Annotated in this window: 14 protein-coding genes and 2 riboswitches; of the genes, 11 read left to right on the top strand and 3 right to left on the bottom strand. The window is 66.0% G+C overall.

The genetic code is table 11. The features are described 5' to 3' along the window. Positions 1-126 precede the first annotated feature (126 nt). The 11 genes from AC5Y7D_RS21660 (at position 127) to AC5Y7D_RS21610 (ending at position 11,234) form a co-directional block, all read left to right on the top strand. Positions 127-717 (top strand): CDP-alcohol phosphatidyltransferase family protein, encoded by a 591-nt coding sequence (locus AC5Y7D_RS21660; RefSeq protein ID WP_499927556.1) that lies wholly within the window; start codon positions 127-129, stop codon positions 715-717. Continuing rightward, positions 710-1,633, top strand: coding sequence for a DUF881 domain-containing protein (locus AC5Y7D_RS21655; RefSeq protein WP_499927555.1), 924 nt, complete (start codon positions 710-712; stop codon positions 1,631-1,633). Before AC5Y7D_RS21660 ends, AC5Y7D_RS21655 begins: the two co-directional genes overlap by 8 nt. Next, positions 1,630-1,962, top strand: a complete 333-nt coding sequence (locus tag AC5Y7D_RS21650; protein ID WP_083111365.1) for a small basic family protein — start codon at positions 1,630-1,632, stop codon at positions 1,960-1,962. Before AC5Y7D_RS21655 ends, AC5Y7D_RS21650 begins: the two co-directional genes overlap by 4 nt. 15 nt (positions 1,963-1,977) lie before the next feature. Next, complete coding sequence (locus AC5Y7D_RS21645; protein ID WP_499927553.1) at positions 1,978-2,802, top strand: DUF881 domain-containing protein; 825 nt, start codon at positions 1,978-1,980, stop codon at positions 2,800-2,802. A 25-nt stretch (positions 2,803-2,827) separates the two neighbouring features. Further along, positions 2,828-3,232, top strand: coding sequence for a glycine cleavage system protein GcvH (gene gcvH / locus AC5Y7D_RS21640; RefSeq protein ID WP_499927551.1), 405 nt, complete (start codon positions 2,828-2,830; stop codon positions 3,230-3,232). A 267-nt stretch (positions 3,233-3,499) separates the two neighbouring features. Beyond that, complete coding sequence (gene garA / locus AC5Y7D_RS21635) at positions 3,500-3,961, top strand: glycogen accumulation regulator GarA (protein WP_499927641.1); 462 nt, start codon at positions 3,500-3,502, stop codon at positions 3,959-3,961. Then, positions 3,958-4,695 (top strand): transcriptional regulator FtsR, encoded by a 738-nt coding sequence (gene ftsR / locus AC5Y7D_RS21630; protein WP_499927550.1) that lies wholly within the window; start codon positions 3,958-3,960, stop codon positions 4,693-4,695. The genes garA and ftsR overlap by 4 nt, the downstream gene beginning before the upstream one ends. A 72-nt stretch (positions 4,696-4,767) precedes the next feature. Further along, on the top strand, positions 4,768-5,262 hold the full coding sequence (locus AC5Y7D_RS21625; RefSeq protein WP_499927548.1) for a bifunctional nuclease family protein: 495 nt from the start codon (positions 4,768-4,770) through the stop codon (positions 5,260-5,262). Positions 5,263-5,536: 274 nt separating this feature from the next. Further along, entirely contained in the window at positions 5,537-6,151 is a 615-nt protein-coding gene (locus tag AC5Y7D_RS21620) for a MerR family transcriptional regulator (protein WP_499927547.1), read from the top strand. Between the two features lie 31 nt (positions 6,152-6,182). After that, positions 6,183-6,280, top strand: a riboswitch (glycine riboswitch). Next, a riboswitch (glycine riboswitch) is annotated at positions 6,281-6,405 on the top strand. Between the two features lie 31 nt (positions 6,406-6,436). Continuing rightward, positions 6,437-9,280: an aminomethyl-transferring glycine dehydrogenase gene (gene gcvP, locus AC5Y7D_RS21615; protein ID WP_499927545.1), complete on the top strand. Its 2,844-nt coding sequence runs from the start codon at positions 6,437-6,439 to the stop codon at positions 9,278-9,280. A gap of 349 nt (positions 9,281-9,629) precedes the next feature. Then, a complete protein-coding gene (locus AC5Y7D_RS21610; RefSeq protein ID WP_499927543.1) occupies positions 9,630-11,234 on the top strand; it encodes a sodium bicarbonate transporter family protein in 1,605 nt (534 codons plus the stop codon). Positions 11,235-11,304: 70 nt separating this feature from the next. Here AC5Y7D_RS21610 and AC5Y7D_RS21605 read toward each other — a convergent pair whose 3' ends face one another. The 3 genes from AC5Y7D_RS21605 to AC5Y7D_RS21595 are packed head-to-tail and all read right to left on the bottom strand — an operon-like array spanning position 11,305 to position 16,409. After that, entirely contained in the window at positions 11,305-12,159 is an 855-nt protein-coding gene (locus tag AC5Y7D_RS21605) for a haloalkane dehalogenase (protein WP_499927542.1), read from the bottom strand. Positions 12,160-12,168: 9 nt separating this feature from the next. Continuing rightward, entirely contained in the window at positions 12,169-14,163 is a 1,995-nt protein-coding gene (locus AC5Y7D_RS21600) for a substrate-binding domain-containing protein (RefSeq protein WP_499927540.1), read from the bottom strand. Positions 14,164-14,222: 59 nt separating this feature from the next. Beyond that, a complete protein-coding gene (locus AC5Y7D_RS21595; protein WP_499927639.1) occupies positions 14,223-16,409 on the bottom strand; it encodes a malate synthase G in 2,187 nt (728 codons plus the stop codon). Between the last annotated feature and the right edge of the window lie 196 nt (positions 16,410-16,605).

Below are 16,605 nucleotides of genomic sequence, written 5' to 3'. Positions count from 1 at the left end.
TCGTCACCGACGGTGAAGCCAGCTTCACGCTCGCGTCCGACGGTGAAGCCAGCTTCACGCTCGACCGGATTCCTGCGCCGCTCCCGTTGTGCGGAGCACCCGGTCATCCGGCTAATGTCACGGCACATGGAGCCAGTGCTCACGCAGAACCGGGTGCTGACGGTGCCCAACGTGCTGAGTGTCATCCGCCTTGGGCTCATTCCGGTGTTGGTCTACCTGATGCTGGTGACCCACACCTACAGCTGGGCGGTGGCGATCCTGATGTTCAGCGGCGTTTCGGACTGGGCGGACGGCAAGATCGCCCGCCTGCTGAATCAGCAGTCGCGGCTGGGCATGCTGCTCGATCCTGCGGTCGACCGGCTCTACATGGTCACGGTGCCGATCGTCTTCGCGATCAGCGACATCGCTCCGTGGTGGTTCGTGCTGACTCTGCTGGCCCGCGACGCGGCACTGGCCGGGACGCTGCCGCTGCTGTGGAGCCGCGGCCTGTCGGCGCTGCCGGTCACCTATGTGGGCAAGGCTGCGACTTTTGCGCTGATGTCCGGATTTCCGCTGGTCTTACTGGGCCAGTGGGACGCCCTGTGGAGCCGCTTGGTGCTGGCCTGCGGCTGGGCGTTTCTGATCTGGGGCATGTACATGTACCTGTGGGCGTTCGTGCTGTACGTCGTGCAGATGGTCCTGGTGATGCGCCGGATGCCGAAGGTCGGGCATGGCTGATCCGGATCGGATGCTCGGCGGGTATGACCCCAACGCCGGCTACAGCACGCACGCGGCCCGCCCACAGCGCATCCCGGTGCCCTCGCTGTTGCGGGCGCTGCTGTCCGAGCATCTCGACCCCGGGTACGCCGCGGCGGCCGCCGAACGCCGGGCCCGCACCGCGCCGCCGAGCGGACGCGACCGGGCCCTTGGCTGGATGTGGCAGGCGCTGGCCGCGACCTTGGTGGCGGCCGTGTTCGCAGCTGCGTTAGCGCAGGCACGCTCGGTCGCTCCCGGCGTACGCTCCGCGCAGCAACTGCTGGCCACCAACGTGCGCCTGACCGAGGCTACGGCCACCCGGCTGGCCCAGCAGCGCAGCGCGTTGTCGGCGAAGGTCGACGAGGTACAGCGGCGGGCCCTGGCTGAGAATGCCGAGGGCCAGCGCCTGCTGAACCTTCTGGATGCACTCAGCCTCGCGGCGGCCAGCACCCCGGTGAGCGGCCCCGGACTCACGGTGACCGTGACCGATCCGGGCGCCGGCCCCAATCTCTCCGACGCCTCCAAGCAACGGGTCAGCGGCAGTCAGCAGATCATTCTCGACCGCGACCTGCAGCTCGTCGTCAATTCGCTGTGGGCCAGCGGCGCCGAGGCCGTCTCGGTGGACGGCGCCAGGATCGGGCCCAACGTCACCATCCGGCAGGCCGGCGGAGCGATCCTGGTCGACAACAATCCGACCACCAGTCCGTACACCATTCTTGCGGTTGGTCCGCCCAAGTCGATGCGCGACGCCTTCGATCGCAGTCCCGGATTGCGTCGGCTTAGGCTGCTGGAGGCCTCCTACGGGGTGGGCGTCAGCGTCGACCCGGGCGACAGTCTGGTTTTGCCCGCGGGAGCGAATCGGGACGTCAAGTTCGCCAGAGAGATTGGGCCCAAGTGATCGGAATCGCCGCACTGGCCATCGGCATCGTCCTGGGTCTGGTGTTCCATCCCAGCGTCCCCGAGGTCATCCAGCCCTATCTGCCGATCGCGGTGGTTGCCGCACTGGATGCGGTGTTCGGCGGGCTGCGCGCTTACCTGGAACGCATTTTCGACCCGAAGGTGTTCGTCGTGTCGTTTGTCTTCAATGTTCTGGTCGCGGCTTTGATCGTTTACGTCGGCGACCAACTCGGCGTCGGCACCCAATTGTCGACCGCGATCATCGTCGTGCTGGGAATCCGGATCTTCGGCAACGCCGCCGCGCTGCGGCGCCGGCTGTTCGGAGCCTGACGGAATGAGGTGCAGGTGACCCAGGATTCCCCGGAACCGCCGGCAGCGAAGCCTGCGCAGCGCGGCCGGCATGAACTGCCGGGGAACCGGCCGCGTCCGGGCATCAGGCCATTGCGCCGGACCGGCCTGCGGGCGATGTTGAGCGGCGGCAGGTCCCGGCTGATATTCGGCACCCTGGCGGCGTTGCTGTGCCTGGTGTTGGGTGTCGCGATCGTCACCCAGGTGCGGCAGAACGAGTCCGGCGACTCCCTGGAGACCGCTCGCCCCGCAGACCTGCTGGTCCTGCTGGATTCGCTCCGGCAGCGCGAAGCGACATTGAGCACCGAAGTCGCCGACCTGCAGAACACCATTAATGCGTTGCAGGCGTCGGGCAACACCGATCAGGCCGCCATCGAAAGCGCACAGGCCCGACTGGCCGCGTTGTCCATTCTGGCCGGGGTGGTCGGGGCAACCGGCCCAGGTGTCACGGTGAAGATCGAGGACCCCGGACCGGGAGTGGCGCCGGAGGTGTTGCTCGACGTGATCAACGAGTTGCGCGCCGCCGGCGCCGAGGCGATCGAAATCGACGATGCCCGCCAGTCCGTGCGCGTCGGAGTGGACACCTGGGTGACCGGTTCGGCGGGTGCCTTGACCATCGACAGCAAGGCGTTCGCGCCGCCGTATTCGCTTCTGGCGATTGGTGATCCGCCCACGCTCGCCGCGGCCATGAACATCCCCGGTGGCGCGGAGGACAGCGTCAAGCGGGTGGGTGGACGCATGACGGTGCAACAGGCCGACCGCCTCGAGGTGACCACCTTGCGACAACTGAAACCGCACCAATACGCTCAGCCCGGCAAGTGAACGACGCGACCAGAACAGGATCACCGTGACCGATATCCCGTCCGATCTGCACTACACCGCCGAACACGAGTGGGTTCGCCGCAGCGCGGAAGACACCGTCCGGGTCGGGATCACCGATTTCGCTCAGTCGGCGCTCGGCGACGTCGTATTCGTGCAGCTGCCCGACGTGGGCACCGAGGTCAGCGCCGGCGATTCCTTCGGCGAAGTCGAATCGACGAAATCCGTGTCGGATCTCTACGCCCCGGTGTCGGGCAAGGTGTCGGCCGTCAACGCAGATCTGGACAGCACTCCGCAGCTGTTGAACTCCGATCCGTACGGCGCAGGCTGGTTGCTGGAGCTGCAGGTCGACGGCGCCGATGCCGCCGCACTCGATGAAGCGCTCGCGGGCCTGCTCGACGCGCAGGCGTACCGCGGCACGCTGACCGAATGACGATTGCTAAGGTCCCGAAAGCGTTGCGTGGCACGATGCGCGACCGCGTGGGGGATCCGGCATGGCTATAGGAGAAGCCGGGATGTCGGGCTTAGGATCCTGCAGTGGTCGGCACACGGCCGACACGTGCGCGGTACGGTCAAGACATCGGTTATTTCAAGCAGTGGGCAGCAGCGCAGTAGCAGCGGTAGATCCGAGTGGGCGGCCGGCCGAACGGCCCGGTCAGACAACGCCACAGCGGCCAGTGAGGAGCAGCGGGTGACGGGAATGGATAACGACCAGAATGACGAAGTCACCGTGGAGACGACCTCAGTCTTCCGCGCCGACTTCCTCAACGAACTGGACGCGCCCGCTCAGTCGGGCAGCGAGAGCTCCGTGTCCGGGGTGGAGGGACTCCCGGCGGGTTCGGCGTTGCTGGTCGTCAAACGCGGACCCAACGCCGGGTCCCGCTTCCTGCTGGATCAGGCCATCACCTCCGCCGGTCGGCATCCCGACAGCGACATCTTCCTCGACGACGTGACGGTCAGCCGTCGGCACGCCGAATTCCGTTTGGAAGGCGGCGAGTTCAACGTCGTCGACGTCGGTAGCCTCAACGGCACCTACGTCAATCGTGAACCGGTCGATTCGGCCGTGCTGGCCAACGGCGACGAGGTGCAGATCGGTAAGTTCCGTCTGGTCTTCCTCACCGGCCCCAAGGGTGACGACGACGGGGGATCCGGGGGCCAGTGAGCGCGCCCGATAGCCCCGCGCTCGCCGGGATGTCGATCGGGGCGGTCCTGGATCTGCTGCGACCGGACTTTCCCGACGTCACAATCTCCAAGATTCGTTTCCTGGAGGCCGAGGGGCTGGTGACGCCGCAACGGGCGGCGTCGGGTTATCGGAGGTTCACGGCGTACGACTGTGCGCGACTGCGCTTCATTCTCACCGCTCAGCGGGACCATTACCTGCCCCTGAAGGTGATCAGGGCTCAGCTGGACGCCCTGCCCGATGGGGAGCTGCCGGCATTCGGATCTCCCTACGGGGTACCGCGATTGGTGTCGGTGTCCGACGGCGCCGGATCCGAAGCCGGCTCCGAATCGGTGGCACCGACTCGCATCCGGCTCAGTCGCGAGGACCTACTGGAACGCTCCGGAGTCGACGACGAGTTGCTGACCGCCCTGCTGAAGGCGGGCGTGATCACCACCGGGCCGGCGGGGTTCTTCGACGAACACGCCGTGGTGATCCTGCAGTGTGCGAGGGCGCTGGCCGACTACGGCGTCGAACCCAGGCACCTGCGGGCGTTCCGTTCTGCGGCCGACCGGCAGTCGGACCTGATCGCCCAGATCGCCGGGCCTCTGGTCAAGGCGGACAAGGCCGGTGCGCGCGACCGTGCCGACGACTTGGCGCGAGAGGTCGCCGCGCTCGCAATCACGTTGCACACCTCACTGATCAAGTCCGCCGTTCGCGACGTTCTGCACCGCTGAGGACTAGACTTCCTTCGACAGCTGGTATCCGGCGGAACGAGTCAAAGCAGCGCGTGCGGAGGGCAGACGCAGATGGGTGAAGTTCGTGTTGTCGGCATTCGCGTCGAGCAGCCGCAGAACCAGCCGGTGTTGTTGCTGCGCGAGGCAAATGGTGACCGCTACCTGCCGATCTGGATCGGCCAGTCGGAGGCCGCGGCGATCGCGCTCGAGCAGCAAGGGGTAGAGCCGCCCCGGCCGCTGACTCACGACTTGATCAGGGATCTCATTGCCGCGCTTGGGCATTCGCTCAAGGAGGTGCGAATCGTGGATCTGCAGGAAGGCACCTTCTACGCGGACCTGATCTTCGATCGCGACATCAAGGTGTCCGCCCGGCCTTCGGATTCGGTGGCGATCGCGCTGCGGGTAGGGGTGCCGATCTACGTCGAGGAGGCAGTGCTCGCCCAGGCCGGTCTGCTGATTCCGGACGAGAGCGACGAAGAATCCGGCAGTGCCGTCCGCGAAGACGAGGTGGAGAAATTCAAGGAATTTCTTGACAGCGTCTCACCGGACGACTTCAAGGCGACCTGAATCGAACTCCTGGTCCGGTACGGCCGCGCACAACTACCCGGTCCGGGTCACGGATGCGTCTCATATCACACAACGGATTGTCGACACGCCTGGCAGATATCACCCACTGACCAAGCCGCCAGCCATACTTTGGTGACGAGTTGATGATCGACCCAGAGCACGGCAGCCACCGAACAGCGTATGCTCTCTAACACTCGCAGCTGAGATAACGTGGCTGTTGGGGCAGCCAATGCCGCAGCTACTGACAACAGCGCGATCGGCGAGAGGAAGCACCGTGAGCGAGCAGCCACGTCAAGGACAGCTGGATCTTGCTGACCACCCGGCCACCGCGCCGAAAGGCGTGCCCGATCCTGTGCAGCCCGGCCTGTTCCCCGACGATTCCGTGCCCGACGAGCTGGTGGGTTACCGCGGACCGAGCGCCTGTCAGATCGCCGGCATCACCTACCGCCAGCTGGACTACTGGGCCCGCACCTCGTTGGTGGTGCCCTCCATCCGCAGCGCGGCGGGATCGGGCAGTCAGCGCCTCTACTCCTTCAAGGACATCCTGGTCCTCAAGATCGTCAAGCGGTTGCTGGACACCGGGATCTCGCTGCACAACATCCGGGTCGCGGTTGACCACCTGCGCCAGCGGGGGGTCCAGGACCTGGCCAACATCACCCTGTTCTCCGACGGCACCAGCGTCTATGAGTGCACGTCGGCCGAAGAGGTCGTCGACCTGCTGCAGGGCGGCCAGGGTGTGTTCGGCATCGCCGTGTCGGGAGCGATGCGCGAGCTGACTGGCGTCATCGCCGACTTCCCCGGTGAGCGGGCCGACGGGGGCGAGTCGATCGCCGCGCCGGAGGACGAGCTGGCCTCGCGCCGCAAGCACCGCGACCGCAAGATCGGCTGACTCGACAGCAGAGGTAAACTGGACCGCGCATCGCACTCGCGCGGGAGAGTTCCGTGGCCGCCAGCTACGGACGCCGAAGGAGCAATACCTCTCCGTCAACCTCTCAGGCACCCGGACCGCCCGAGACAACGATGCCTCTGGAAAGTGGCTCGACCGGGCACCGGTCATGAAACACAGCCCGCCGATGGGGAAAGGCGCTTCGCGCGCCGAATCTCTCAGGCGCCCGTTGCACGGGTGAAGACAGAGGGAGAGGACCCGTCGTCCTCTCATGTCAGGAGTAGCTCCGTGTCCGACCATTCCACGTTCGCACACCGGCACATAGGTTTGGACAGCTCCGCCGTTGCGACCATGCTCGACGTCATCGGCGTCGACTCGCTCGACGATCTGGCGGCCAAGGCGTTACCCTCCGGCATCCTCGACAGGCTGACCGGCACCGGTATCGCCCCGGGCCTGGACCGGCTGCCGCTTGCCGCCAGTGAAGCCGAGGCGCTGGCCGAGCTGCGCGCGCTGGCGGACAGCAACTCCGTCGCGGTGTCGATGATCGGGCAGGGCTACTACGACACGCTGACCCCGCCGGTCCTGCTGCGCAACATCATGGAGAACCCGGCCTGGTACACCGCCTACACGCCGTACCAGCCCGAGATCAGCCAGGGCCGGCTGGAAGCGCTGTTGAATTTTCAGACGATGGTCACCGACCTCACCGGCCTCGAAGTCGCCAACGCGTCGATGCTCGACGAGGGAACGGCCGCCGCCGAGGCGATGACGCTGATGCACCGCGCCTTCCGCGGGAAAGGTGCCGGCGGCCGCCTGGTCGTCGACGAAGACGTATTCGCCCAGACCGCCGCGATCCTGTCCACCCGGGCCACGCCGCTGGGCATCGAGATCGTCACCGCCGACCTGCGCTGCGGTCTTCCGGATCTGCCGGACGGAGGCGACTTCTTCGGGGTGATCGCTCAATTGCCCGGTGCCAGCGGTCGGATCACCGACTGGAGCGCGCTGGTGCGCCAGGCGCACGATCGTGGGGCGCTGGTGGCCATCGGGGCCGACCTGCTGGCGCTGACGTTGCTGACCCCGCCCGGCGAAATCGGCGCCGACGTGGCGTTCGGCACCACCCAACGGTTCGGCGTGCCAATGGGATTCGGCGGCCCACACGCCGGATACCTGGCGGTGCACACCAAGCACGCCCGGCAGCTGCCCGGGCGGCTGGTCGGGGTATCGGTGGACAGTGACGGCACGCCGGCCTACCGCCTGGCATTGCAGACCCGCGAACAGCACATCCGCCGCGACAAGGCGACCAGCAACATCTGCACCGCGCAGGTGCTGCTGGCGGTGATGGCCGCCATGTACGCCAGCTACCACGGTGCCGAGGGTCTGACCGACATCGCGCGCCGGGTGCATTCCCACGCCGAGACGATCGCCGGCGCGCTGGGTGAGGCGCTGGTGCACGACACCTATTTCGACACCGTGCTGGCGCACGTTCCCGGCCGCGCCGACGCGGTGGTGGCCGCGGCTAAGGCCGCTGGAATCAACCTCTGGCGAGTCGACGCCGACCACGTCTCGGTGGCGTGCGACGAAACGACGACCGACGCCCACGTCGCGGCGGTACTGGACGCCTTCGGGGTGTCGGCGGTTGAGCCTGCACACGCCGAAATCCATTCGCGCACATCGGATTTCTTGACGCATCCGGCGTTTCACCGGTATCGCACCGAGACATCGATGATGCGCTACCTGCGCATGCTGGCGGACAAGGACATCGCCTTGGACCGCAGCATGATTCCGCTCGGCTCCTGCACGATGAAGCTCAATGCCGCCGCTGAGATGGAATCGATCACCTGGCCGGAGTTCGGGCGCCAGCACCCGTTCGCCCCGGCCTCCGACACCCCCGGCCTGCGCCGGTTGATCGCTGACCTGGAAGGTTGGCTGGTCGCCATCACCGGCTACGACGCCGTCTCGCTGCAACCCAACGCGGGTTCGCAGGGCGAGTACGCGGGCCTGCTCGCGATCCACGACTACCACGCCAGCCGCGGCGAACCGCACCGGGACATCTGCCTGATCCCGTCCAGCGCGCACGGCACCAACGCCGCCTCGGCGGCGCTGGCCGGGATGCGGGTGGTGGTGGTGGGCTGCCTGGAGAACGGCGACGTCGACCTCGCCGACCTGCGCGCCAAGGTCAGCGAACACGCAGACCGGCTGTCGGCGCTGATGATCACCTACCCGTCCACCCACGGCGTCTACGAGCACGATATCGCCGAAATCTGCGCCGCCGTACACGACGCCGGCGGACAGGTCTACGTCGACGGCGCCAACCTCAACGCACTAGTCGGCCTGGCCCGGCCGGGCAAGTTCGGCGGCGACGTCAGCCATCTGAACCTGCACAAGACGTTCTGCATCCCGCACGGCGGCGGCGGTCCGGGCGTCGGGCCGGTGGCGGTGCGCTCACACCTGGCGGAGTTCCTGCCCGGCCACGTGTACGCACCCGAGTTGCCGCAGGGACACCCGGTGTCCGCCGCGCCCTACGGGTCGGCGTCGATCCTGCCGATCAGCTGGGCCTACATCAGGATGATGGGCGGCGAGGGCCTGCGGGCCGCGTCTCTGACCGCGATCGCCTCGGCCAACTACATTGCCCGGCGCCTCGACGAGTACTTCCCGGTGCTCTACACCGGGGAGAACGGCATGGTCGCCCACGAGTGCATCCTGGACTTGCGCGGTATCACCAAAGCAACCGGTGTGACGGTCGACGACGTGGCAAAGCGACTGGCAGACTACGGCTTTCACGCACCGACCATGAGCTTCCCGGTGGCCGGCACGCTGATGGTGGAGCCCACCGAGAGTGAGAGCCTGGCCGAGGTGGACGCGTTCTGTGACGCGATGATCGGGATTCGGGGCGAGATCGATCGCGTCGGGTCCGGGCAGTGGCCGGTGGACGACAACCCGTTGCGCGGGGCACCCCACACCGCCGAGTGCCTGGTGACCTCGGAGTGGAGTCACCCGTATACGCGGGAGGAAGCCGCCTACCCGTTGGGCAAGGCATTCCGGCCCAAGGTGTGGCCGCCGGTGCGTCGCATCGACGGCGCGTACGGCGACCGCAACCTGGTCTGCTCGTGCCCGCCCGCGGAGGCGTTCGCATGAGATCCCTATGTCAAGCCGCCTGCGCTTCGAGGATGCTTAGTCGGCGTAACTCGGGGTGATAAGTCGTGTGATGGTGCCGGCACCGCCACCGGACCCTGGTTCAAGCTGGGCGAGAGATCCTTGCCTGCTACGAGTGGTCTCGTCTTGCGAATAGGTTCCACCGCAACGAGATTCGCGGCTCGCTGGGATTTCGTAGTGCAGGGTTGCCGGCACGGGCGCTGTAACGGATCGGCGATCGGCAGGCGCACTCGTCCTCACCCGTTCAGGCATCGAAGACTTACCTGAAAGTCGCTGAGTGCTCCTCACTGTGTCGAATAGGGTGGAAAACGTGTCACACAAACGGAGCAGCGTGTCGGACGCCCCACAAGCGCAGGAGGTCGGCCTCCTGACCTACACCGGCCGATTGGGCGGCGGTCTTCGGGCGGATGTGCAGCGGAAGCTGCCTTTCTACGTCAGCGACTTCAAGGACGGGCTGCATTCGAAAGTCGTAGCGTCGGTGAGTTTTCTTTTTTTCGCCTGCCTTGCGAATGCTATTGCCTTCGGTGGCCTCACCAGTGTCATGACCCACGGTGAGATCGGCATCGTGGAAATGATTGTGGCAACCGCCTTGGGCGGAATCCTGTTCGCGCTTTTCTCCGCCCAACCCCTGACAATCTTGGGCGGCACCGGCCCCATCGTCATCTTCACCGGCCTGCTGTACACAATGTGCCAGCGTTTCGACCTTCCCTTTTTGCCGGTCTATGCCTGGGTAGGTGTCTGGTCGGGCATTCTCATGCTCGTCCTCGCTGTGACCGATGCCAGCGCGCTCATGAAGTTCTTCACCCGCTTCGTCGACGAGATCTTCGCCGTCCTCATCGCCGTCATCTTCATCTTCGAAGCAGCGCGCTCCGTGGTGTCGCCCTTCACCGCGTCACCGCGTAACGACGCGACCGCCCTGATGACCGTGGTCCTGGCACTGGGGACATTCCTGTTGGCCCGCACCTTCAAGACTTTCCTGCAGACCAGGTATGTCCAGCGCAGGTTCCGGGAATTCGTGGCAGATTTCGGGCCCACCATCGCCATAGCGCTGATGACAATATTCGCGTTGGCGTTGCCGGAGGTCAAGGTGGCGGACGTGGCCATTCCTGACCATCTGGGCACCACCACCGGCCGGTCCTGGCTCGTCGACATGTTCTCGGTGCCCGTCTGGCTGATTTTCGCCTGCCTCGCGCCGGCTATCCTGGTCACCGTTCTGCTGTTTCTCGACCAGAATATTACGACTCGTCTGGTCAACAATCCTTCGCATGCCCTCCGAAAAGGTGGCGGCTATCACCTGGACCTGGCTGTCGTCGGCGTCATCACCGCGGTGTGCTCGGTGTTCGGTTTGCCCTGGATTGTCGCGGCCACCGTCCATTCCCTCAACCACGTCAAGAGTCTGGCGACCACCAGACGACCTACCGACACCTATGTGTCACAGGGACTTGGTGGAAACCAGTCGCAAGACGACGATTCCGGCGCCGAGCGCATCCTGGCTGTCCGAGAAAATCGAGTCTCCGCGCTCGCCATTCACATCCTGATCGCGGCCTCGCTTTTCATGTTGCCGCTCATCAAGAAAATTCCGATTGAGGTACTTTTCGGCCTGTTCCTGTTCATGGGTTTCGCCACCCTCAACGGGACGGACTTCTATGCGCGGTTGAAACTGTGGTTGACGGACCGCAACCTGTATCCCAACACCCACTACGTTCGTCATGTTCCCTGGAAGGTCATCCACCTCTTCACCTTGGTCCAGCTTCTCTGTCTGGTGGTGTTGTGGATCCTCAAGAGCAGCCCGGCGGGGATCTTATTCCCCTTGTTCATCGCGATGCTGGTGCCGCTGCGCCTCCTGCTCAACAAGTGGTTCCAGCCACAGCACCTGGCATTGCTCGACACCGACGAGGAAGCCGACGATGACAGCATGGGGGACTTCCGGCTCTGAGCTTGAGTTTTTCAGGTCTGACCGGCGTCGATCGCACGCCTGTGTACCACCGACGGTCTACCAGTGAGTTTTAGCCGAACCGGTCGAGGATCGCGGCGGCGATCTCCTGGGGCGCGTCCTCCTGGATGAAGTGGTTGGCGGTCGGCAACTCGACCAGCACGTGATCCGGGAACGCCGCGCGCAGGTGCGGCAGCGACGGTCCGGGCCGGAAGGCGAAATCCTTCATGCCCCATACGAACAGGGCCGGTTTGGCGCCGAGCTTGGCCGGCACCTCCCGGCCGAGCCGTTCGAGCAGGGGATGGGCGGCCATGATCTGCTTGGGCATCTCGGCGACGCCCTTACGCGCTTGCGCGTTCGGCTGCACCGCCCGATAGTGCTCCATCACGGCCGGGCTGAGCCGCCGCGTCGTGCCGGCCGGAATCATCCGCTCGACAAAGAAATTGCGCTGCACGATCGCGTATTGCATTGGTGGACTGGACATCACCCAACTGAAGATCTTGGTGGTCAACACGTCCGTGGGCCAGAACCAGGTGTTGCCCAGTACGACCCCGCGCACCCGGTCGGCACGCTCGACCGCCACGGCCATTCCTATCGGACCGCCCCAGTCCTGGCCCATGGTCAGGTATCCGTCGAGACCGAGGTGATCGACGAACTCGCCGACCACAGCCGCATGCTGGTCTATCTTGTACCCGAATCCGGCGGGGCGCTCGGAGAGCCCGAAGCCCAGGTAATCCGGTGCGATGCAACGAAACTCATTTCGCAGCGCCACAATGATGTCGCGGTACAGGAAGCTCCAGGTGGGATTGCCGTGGCAGAACAGGATCGGCGGCCCGTCCCCCTCGTCGATGTAGTGGATACGGCCCCGTGTGCTGTCGAACCAGTGGGACTCGAAGGGGTACAGCCTGGGATCCGGGGTGAACGGCACGTGCGAGCCCTAACTCAAGAAATTGCTGACCGCGCTGGCAAGATCGGGGGAGGCCGAGGTCGAGAGGTTCTGGTAACCGCCGCCGCTGAGCCGGGCGACCGCTTCCCACGTCGCCCGGTCCGGATCGCCACCGAAGTCGATGACGTTGACCGCGATGGGTTTGGCCGGGTCAGTGCTGTTCTTGATGAAGTCCTGCAGCCCGGGGCCGTCCAGACTCTGGTCGGTATGCGGCCCGGCGGTGATCACCAGAATGGAATTCTCTTGGCCGGCGCGGTAATTGGCCTGCATTTCCTGGTAGATCATGCGCAGGGTGGTGAAGGATACGGCACCGCCGCCCGATGAGTACTGCTTGTCCAGTGCCGCCGACAATGCCGCGGTGCGTGGCTGGCCGTTGACCTGGTCGGACAGCGGCCCGGCCGGCACTTCGGCTCGGCCCTCACGGCCATCGAAGGTCCACAGTCCGATGACCGCACTCGGCGGTAATGCCTTGATCTGGTTCTCGAGGGCCGAAATCACGTTGGACAGCCGGGTCTTGCCGCCGCCGTCGTCATTGGGCAGCGACTGGTCGAGCATGATCGTTGCGGCGACCCCGGTGGCCGGTGTGGCCATGGTGTCGGCCAGGGTTGCCCGCATGGACTCGTCTCCGACCGAAAGGGTCGAGGGCAGCGCCGCGAAGCTGGTCACCGGGCTGCTCGGTGGCTTGACACCGTTGACCCGGAATCCCGCATTGGCCAGCTTCGCCAATTGCTCGGGGGTGTGCATGTACCGGGCGAACGCGCTGGCGGCGGTGGTCTGTTCCTGCTTCAGCCACGAGCCGCTCAGCAGCACGGTCGGGTAGTCGGCCACCGCGACCGGCCCCGGCGGAGTCCAGGATGCCAGTTTGCTCTTCGCGTCGGGGATCGACTGGCCACGCGCAAACAACTGCTGCTCGGTGGTGACCACGGCATGCACCGGCGCCGCTGTCACCTCCTCGGCCTTGGTGCCCGGCTTGAGCAATGCGTTCATCGCCTCGGTCAAGGAGTCGTCAGCGAGTTTGGGTTGCCCGCCGATCAGGGTGCGGACCGCACCGATGCCGGCCATCGGCGGCGCACCGGCGGGCGCCGACGCCGCGGCAATCGCCTCACCGGCCAGGAACGACGCGTCACCGTTGCCGGTGACCGGCAGGGCCAGCCGCAACGATCCCCAATTCCCCAGCGACGCCGGGTTCGACTGCAGGCCGGGCAGGGCCGCCCAGTTCTGCGTCGATAACTGCTGGCTGAACTCGGGCCGGATGGCCAGCAACACCGGCGAGCTCACCAGCGATCGGCTGTCGCTGATGATCTTCTGACCCGCTGCACCGGACAGCCTGGCCGCGGAGATCGAGCTACCGGGAATCCACAGGCCTGGCTGGGCACCCAGATCGGCTGGCCATTTGCCGATGAACCCGCTGATGACGGCATCGGAATTGGCCGCTTTGACGGTCACGTCCACACAGCGGTCACCGACGGGGCCGGCCTGCTTGTTGTAGCCGTCGGCAAGCTCCTTGACCTGGTCGGCGATCGACGGGTCGGCCAGCACGGCGACGGCGTCCTTGCCTCCCGCGCAGGTCGCCGCGGCCGTGTGCGAACGATGCGACAACGCGTCACCGAAGAACTGCCAGACGATCACCCCGGCAACCACCACGACGACGGTGACCAGCGCGACGATCACCCCGATGCTGACTCCGCGGCGGCCACCGGCGCTGCGGTGACCGCCCTGCCAGTCCCGCAGCCCGCGGTGACTGGCCCGAAACGGCGGCGGTGGGGGAGTTGCCACCGGCTCAGCGACCGGTGGCTCACCGACCGAGGGCTCCCACGCGGCCCGCGGCTCGGGGTCGGCCGGACGGAAACCGAAGTCGGGATAGTCATCGACGGCGGGTTGCTCGTATTCGTCGCTGAATCGCGGCTCATCGACAGACTCGTCGAACGGCTCGGGCTCGCGGTCGGGCAGGGAATCCCCGGGGTCGGGCTTGCTGTGCCTACCCATGCCGGTGTCCGCGTCCTCTCCGTCGAATCGTGTTCAGGTAGCTGCCCCGCAGCGCCGGATCAGGCACCCGCGCGTGCTTTGAACTCCCGGCGACGCCGATGCAGGATCGGCTCGGTGTAGCCGTTGGGCTGTTGGCCACCGGCCAGAATCAACTCCTGTGCGGCAAGGAAGGCGATGCTGTCGTCGAAGTTGGGCGCCATCGGCCGGTAGGTCCGGTCGCCTTCGTTCTGCTTGTCGACCAGCGGCGCCATCCGTTCCAGGCTGGCCCGGACGTCCTCGCTGGTGATCACGCCGTGGCGCAACCAGTTGGCCAGCAGCTGGCTGGAGATGCGCAGCGTGGCGCGGTCCTCCATGAGCGCGACGTTGTGGATGTCGGGAACCTTCGAACAACCGACGCCCTGTTCCACCCAGCGCACCACGTAGCCGAGGATGGACTGGCAGTTGTTGTCGACCTCTTCGCGGATCTCCTCCGGCGCCCAGGCCAGTTCCTTGGACAGCGGGATGGTCAGCAGTTCGTCGAGGGTGGTCCGCTTCTTGCCCGCCAGTTCGTCCTGGACGGCGGCCACGTCCACCTGGTGGTAATGCATGGCGTGCAGGGTTGCGGCCGTCGGAGACGGCACCCACGCGGTGGTGGCGCCGGCCCTGGGCTGGCCGATCTTCTGCTCGACCATGTCGGCCATCAGCTCGGTCATCGCCCACATGCCCTTACCGATCTGGGCCTTGCCCTTGAAGCCGGCAGCCAGACCGGTGTCGACGTTGGCGTCCTCGTAGGCCTTGATCCAGGTGCTGTTCTTCATCGCGCCCTTGCGGATCATCGGGCCGGCTTCCATCGAGGTGTGGATCTCGTCGCCGGTGCGGTCCAGGAACCCGGTGTTGATGAACACGACGCGGTCGGCGGCGGCCTTGATGCACGCCTTGAGGTTGACGGTGGTGCGCCGCTCCTCGTCCATGATGCCGACCTTGAGGGTGGCCTGCGGCAACCCCAGCACGTCCTCGACGCGGCTGAACAGTTCGCAGGTGAACGCCACCTCGTCGGGGCCGTGCATTTTCGGCTTGACGATGTACACCGAACCCGTGCGGCTGTTCTGCAGCGGACCGTTGTGCTCACCTGTGCGCAATCCGTGGATGGCGATCAGACCGGTGAACAACGCGTCCTGGATGCCCTCCGGCACCTCGTTACCTTCGGCATCGACGATGGCGTCGTTGGTCATCAAGTGCCCGACGTTGCGCACGAACAGCAGGCTGCGGCCGGGCAGCGTCAGCTCCCCGCCCTCAGGGGTGGTGTAGGTGCGGTCCGGGTTGAGCACGCGGGTGAACGACTTGCCGTCCTTGCTCACCTCCTCGGCCAGGTCGCCCCGGTTCAGGCCGAGCCAGTTGCGGTAGCCGAGCACCTTGTCGTCGGCGTCGACGGCGGTCACCGAGTCCTCGAAGTCCATGATGGTGGTGATCGCGGACTCGAGAACCACGTCCTTGATGCCGGCCGCGTCGGTCTGGCCGATCGGCGACTGCGGGTCGATCAGGATCTCGATGTGCAAACCGTGGTTGACCAGCAGCACCGACCAGCTGGGCGAGCCGAGCTCACCGGCGTAACCGACGAACTTCTCCGGGCTGGCCAGACCGGTCGAGTGCGACCCGAGCGCCACCTGCAGCCGTCCGTCCTCGATGCTCAGGCCCGTCGCGTCCGCCCAGGAGCCCGACGCCAGCGGCACGGCGCCGTCGAGGAACTTACGGGCGTAGCCGATGACCTTGTCACCGCGCACCTTGTTGTAGCCCGAGCCCTTCACTGCTCCGTCGTCCTCGGGTATGACGTCGGTGCCGTAGAGCGCGTCATACAGCGAGCCCCACCGCGCGTTGGCAGCATTGAGCGCGAACCGGGCGTTCAGCACCGGCACCACGAGCTGCGGGCCCGCGGTGGTGGTGATCTCGTCGTCGACACCGGAAGTGGTGATGGTGAAGTCGTCGGGTTCGGGGCGCAGGTAGCCGATCTCGGTGAGGAACTCCCGATAAGCCTCTTGGTCGACCGGTGCGATCACCCGCTGCTTGTGCCACTTGTCGATCTGGGCCTGCAGGTCGTCGCGAATCGCCAGCAGCTCCTGGTTGCGCGGGGTGAGGTCGGTGACCACCTTGTCTACACCGGCCCAGAAGCTGTCCGGGTCGATACCGGTGCCGGGCAGTGCCTCGTTGTTCACGAAGTCGTAGAGCACCCGCGCCACGCGCAAATTGCCTTCAGGCACCCGATCAGTCACCCGATCAGTCATTGTTCTCCTCCGTAATGGCCTTTCTGGCCCCTCACCAGCGTCACCGAACCACTGCAAACCCGCCGACTGGCTACCGTCAGACTACCGAGAGGTAGTCCGACCAGCCGCGACGAGCCTAGCCCGGCCGATCCTGAACGCCAGGTCACGGCGCGCTGACAGCTTTGCCCGCTGCAACGCGGCGGGC

The organism is Mycobacterium sp. NGS49, assembly GCF_059812565.1.
This window is presented reverse-complemented; position numbering and strand designations above follow the sequence as displayed.

What these genes read in the sequence shown, in the direction of transcription:
- AC5Y7D_RS21660 (WP_499927556.1), top strand. Translation starts at nt 127, where the DNA reads ATGGAGCCAGTGCTCACGCAGAACCGGGTGCTGACGGTGCCCAACGTG.
- AC5Y7D_RS21655 (WP_499927555.1), top strand. Translation starts at nt 710, where the DNA reads ATGGCTGATCCGGATCGGATGCTCGGCGGGTATGACCCCAACGCCGGC.
- garA (WP_499927641.1), top strand. Translation starts at nt 3,500, where the DNA reads ATGGATAACGACCAGAATGACGAAGTCACCGTGGAGACGACCTCAGTC.
- AC5Y7D_RS21625 (WP_499927548.1), top strand. Translation starts at nt 4,768, where the DNA reads ATGGGTGAAGTTCGTGTTGTCGGCATTCGCGTCGAGCAGCCGCAGAAC.
- AC5Y7D_RS21600 (WP_499927540.1), bottom strand. Translation starts at nt 14,163, where the DNA reads ATGGGTAGGCACAGCAAGCCCGACCCCGGGGATTCCCTGCCCGACCGC.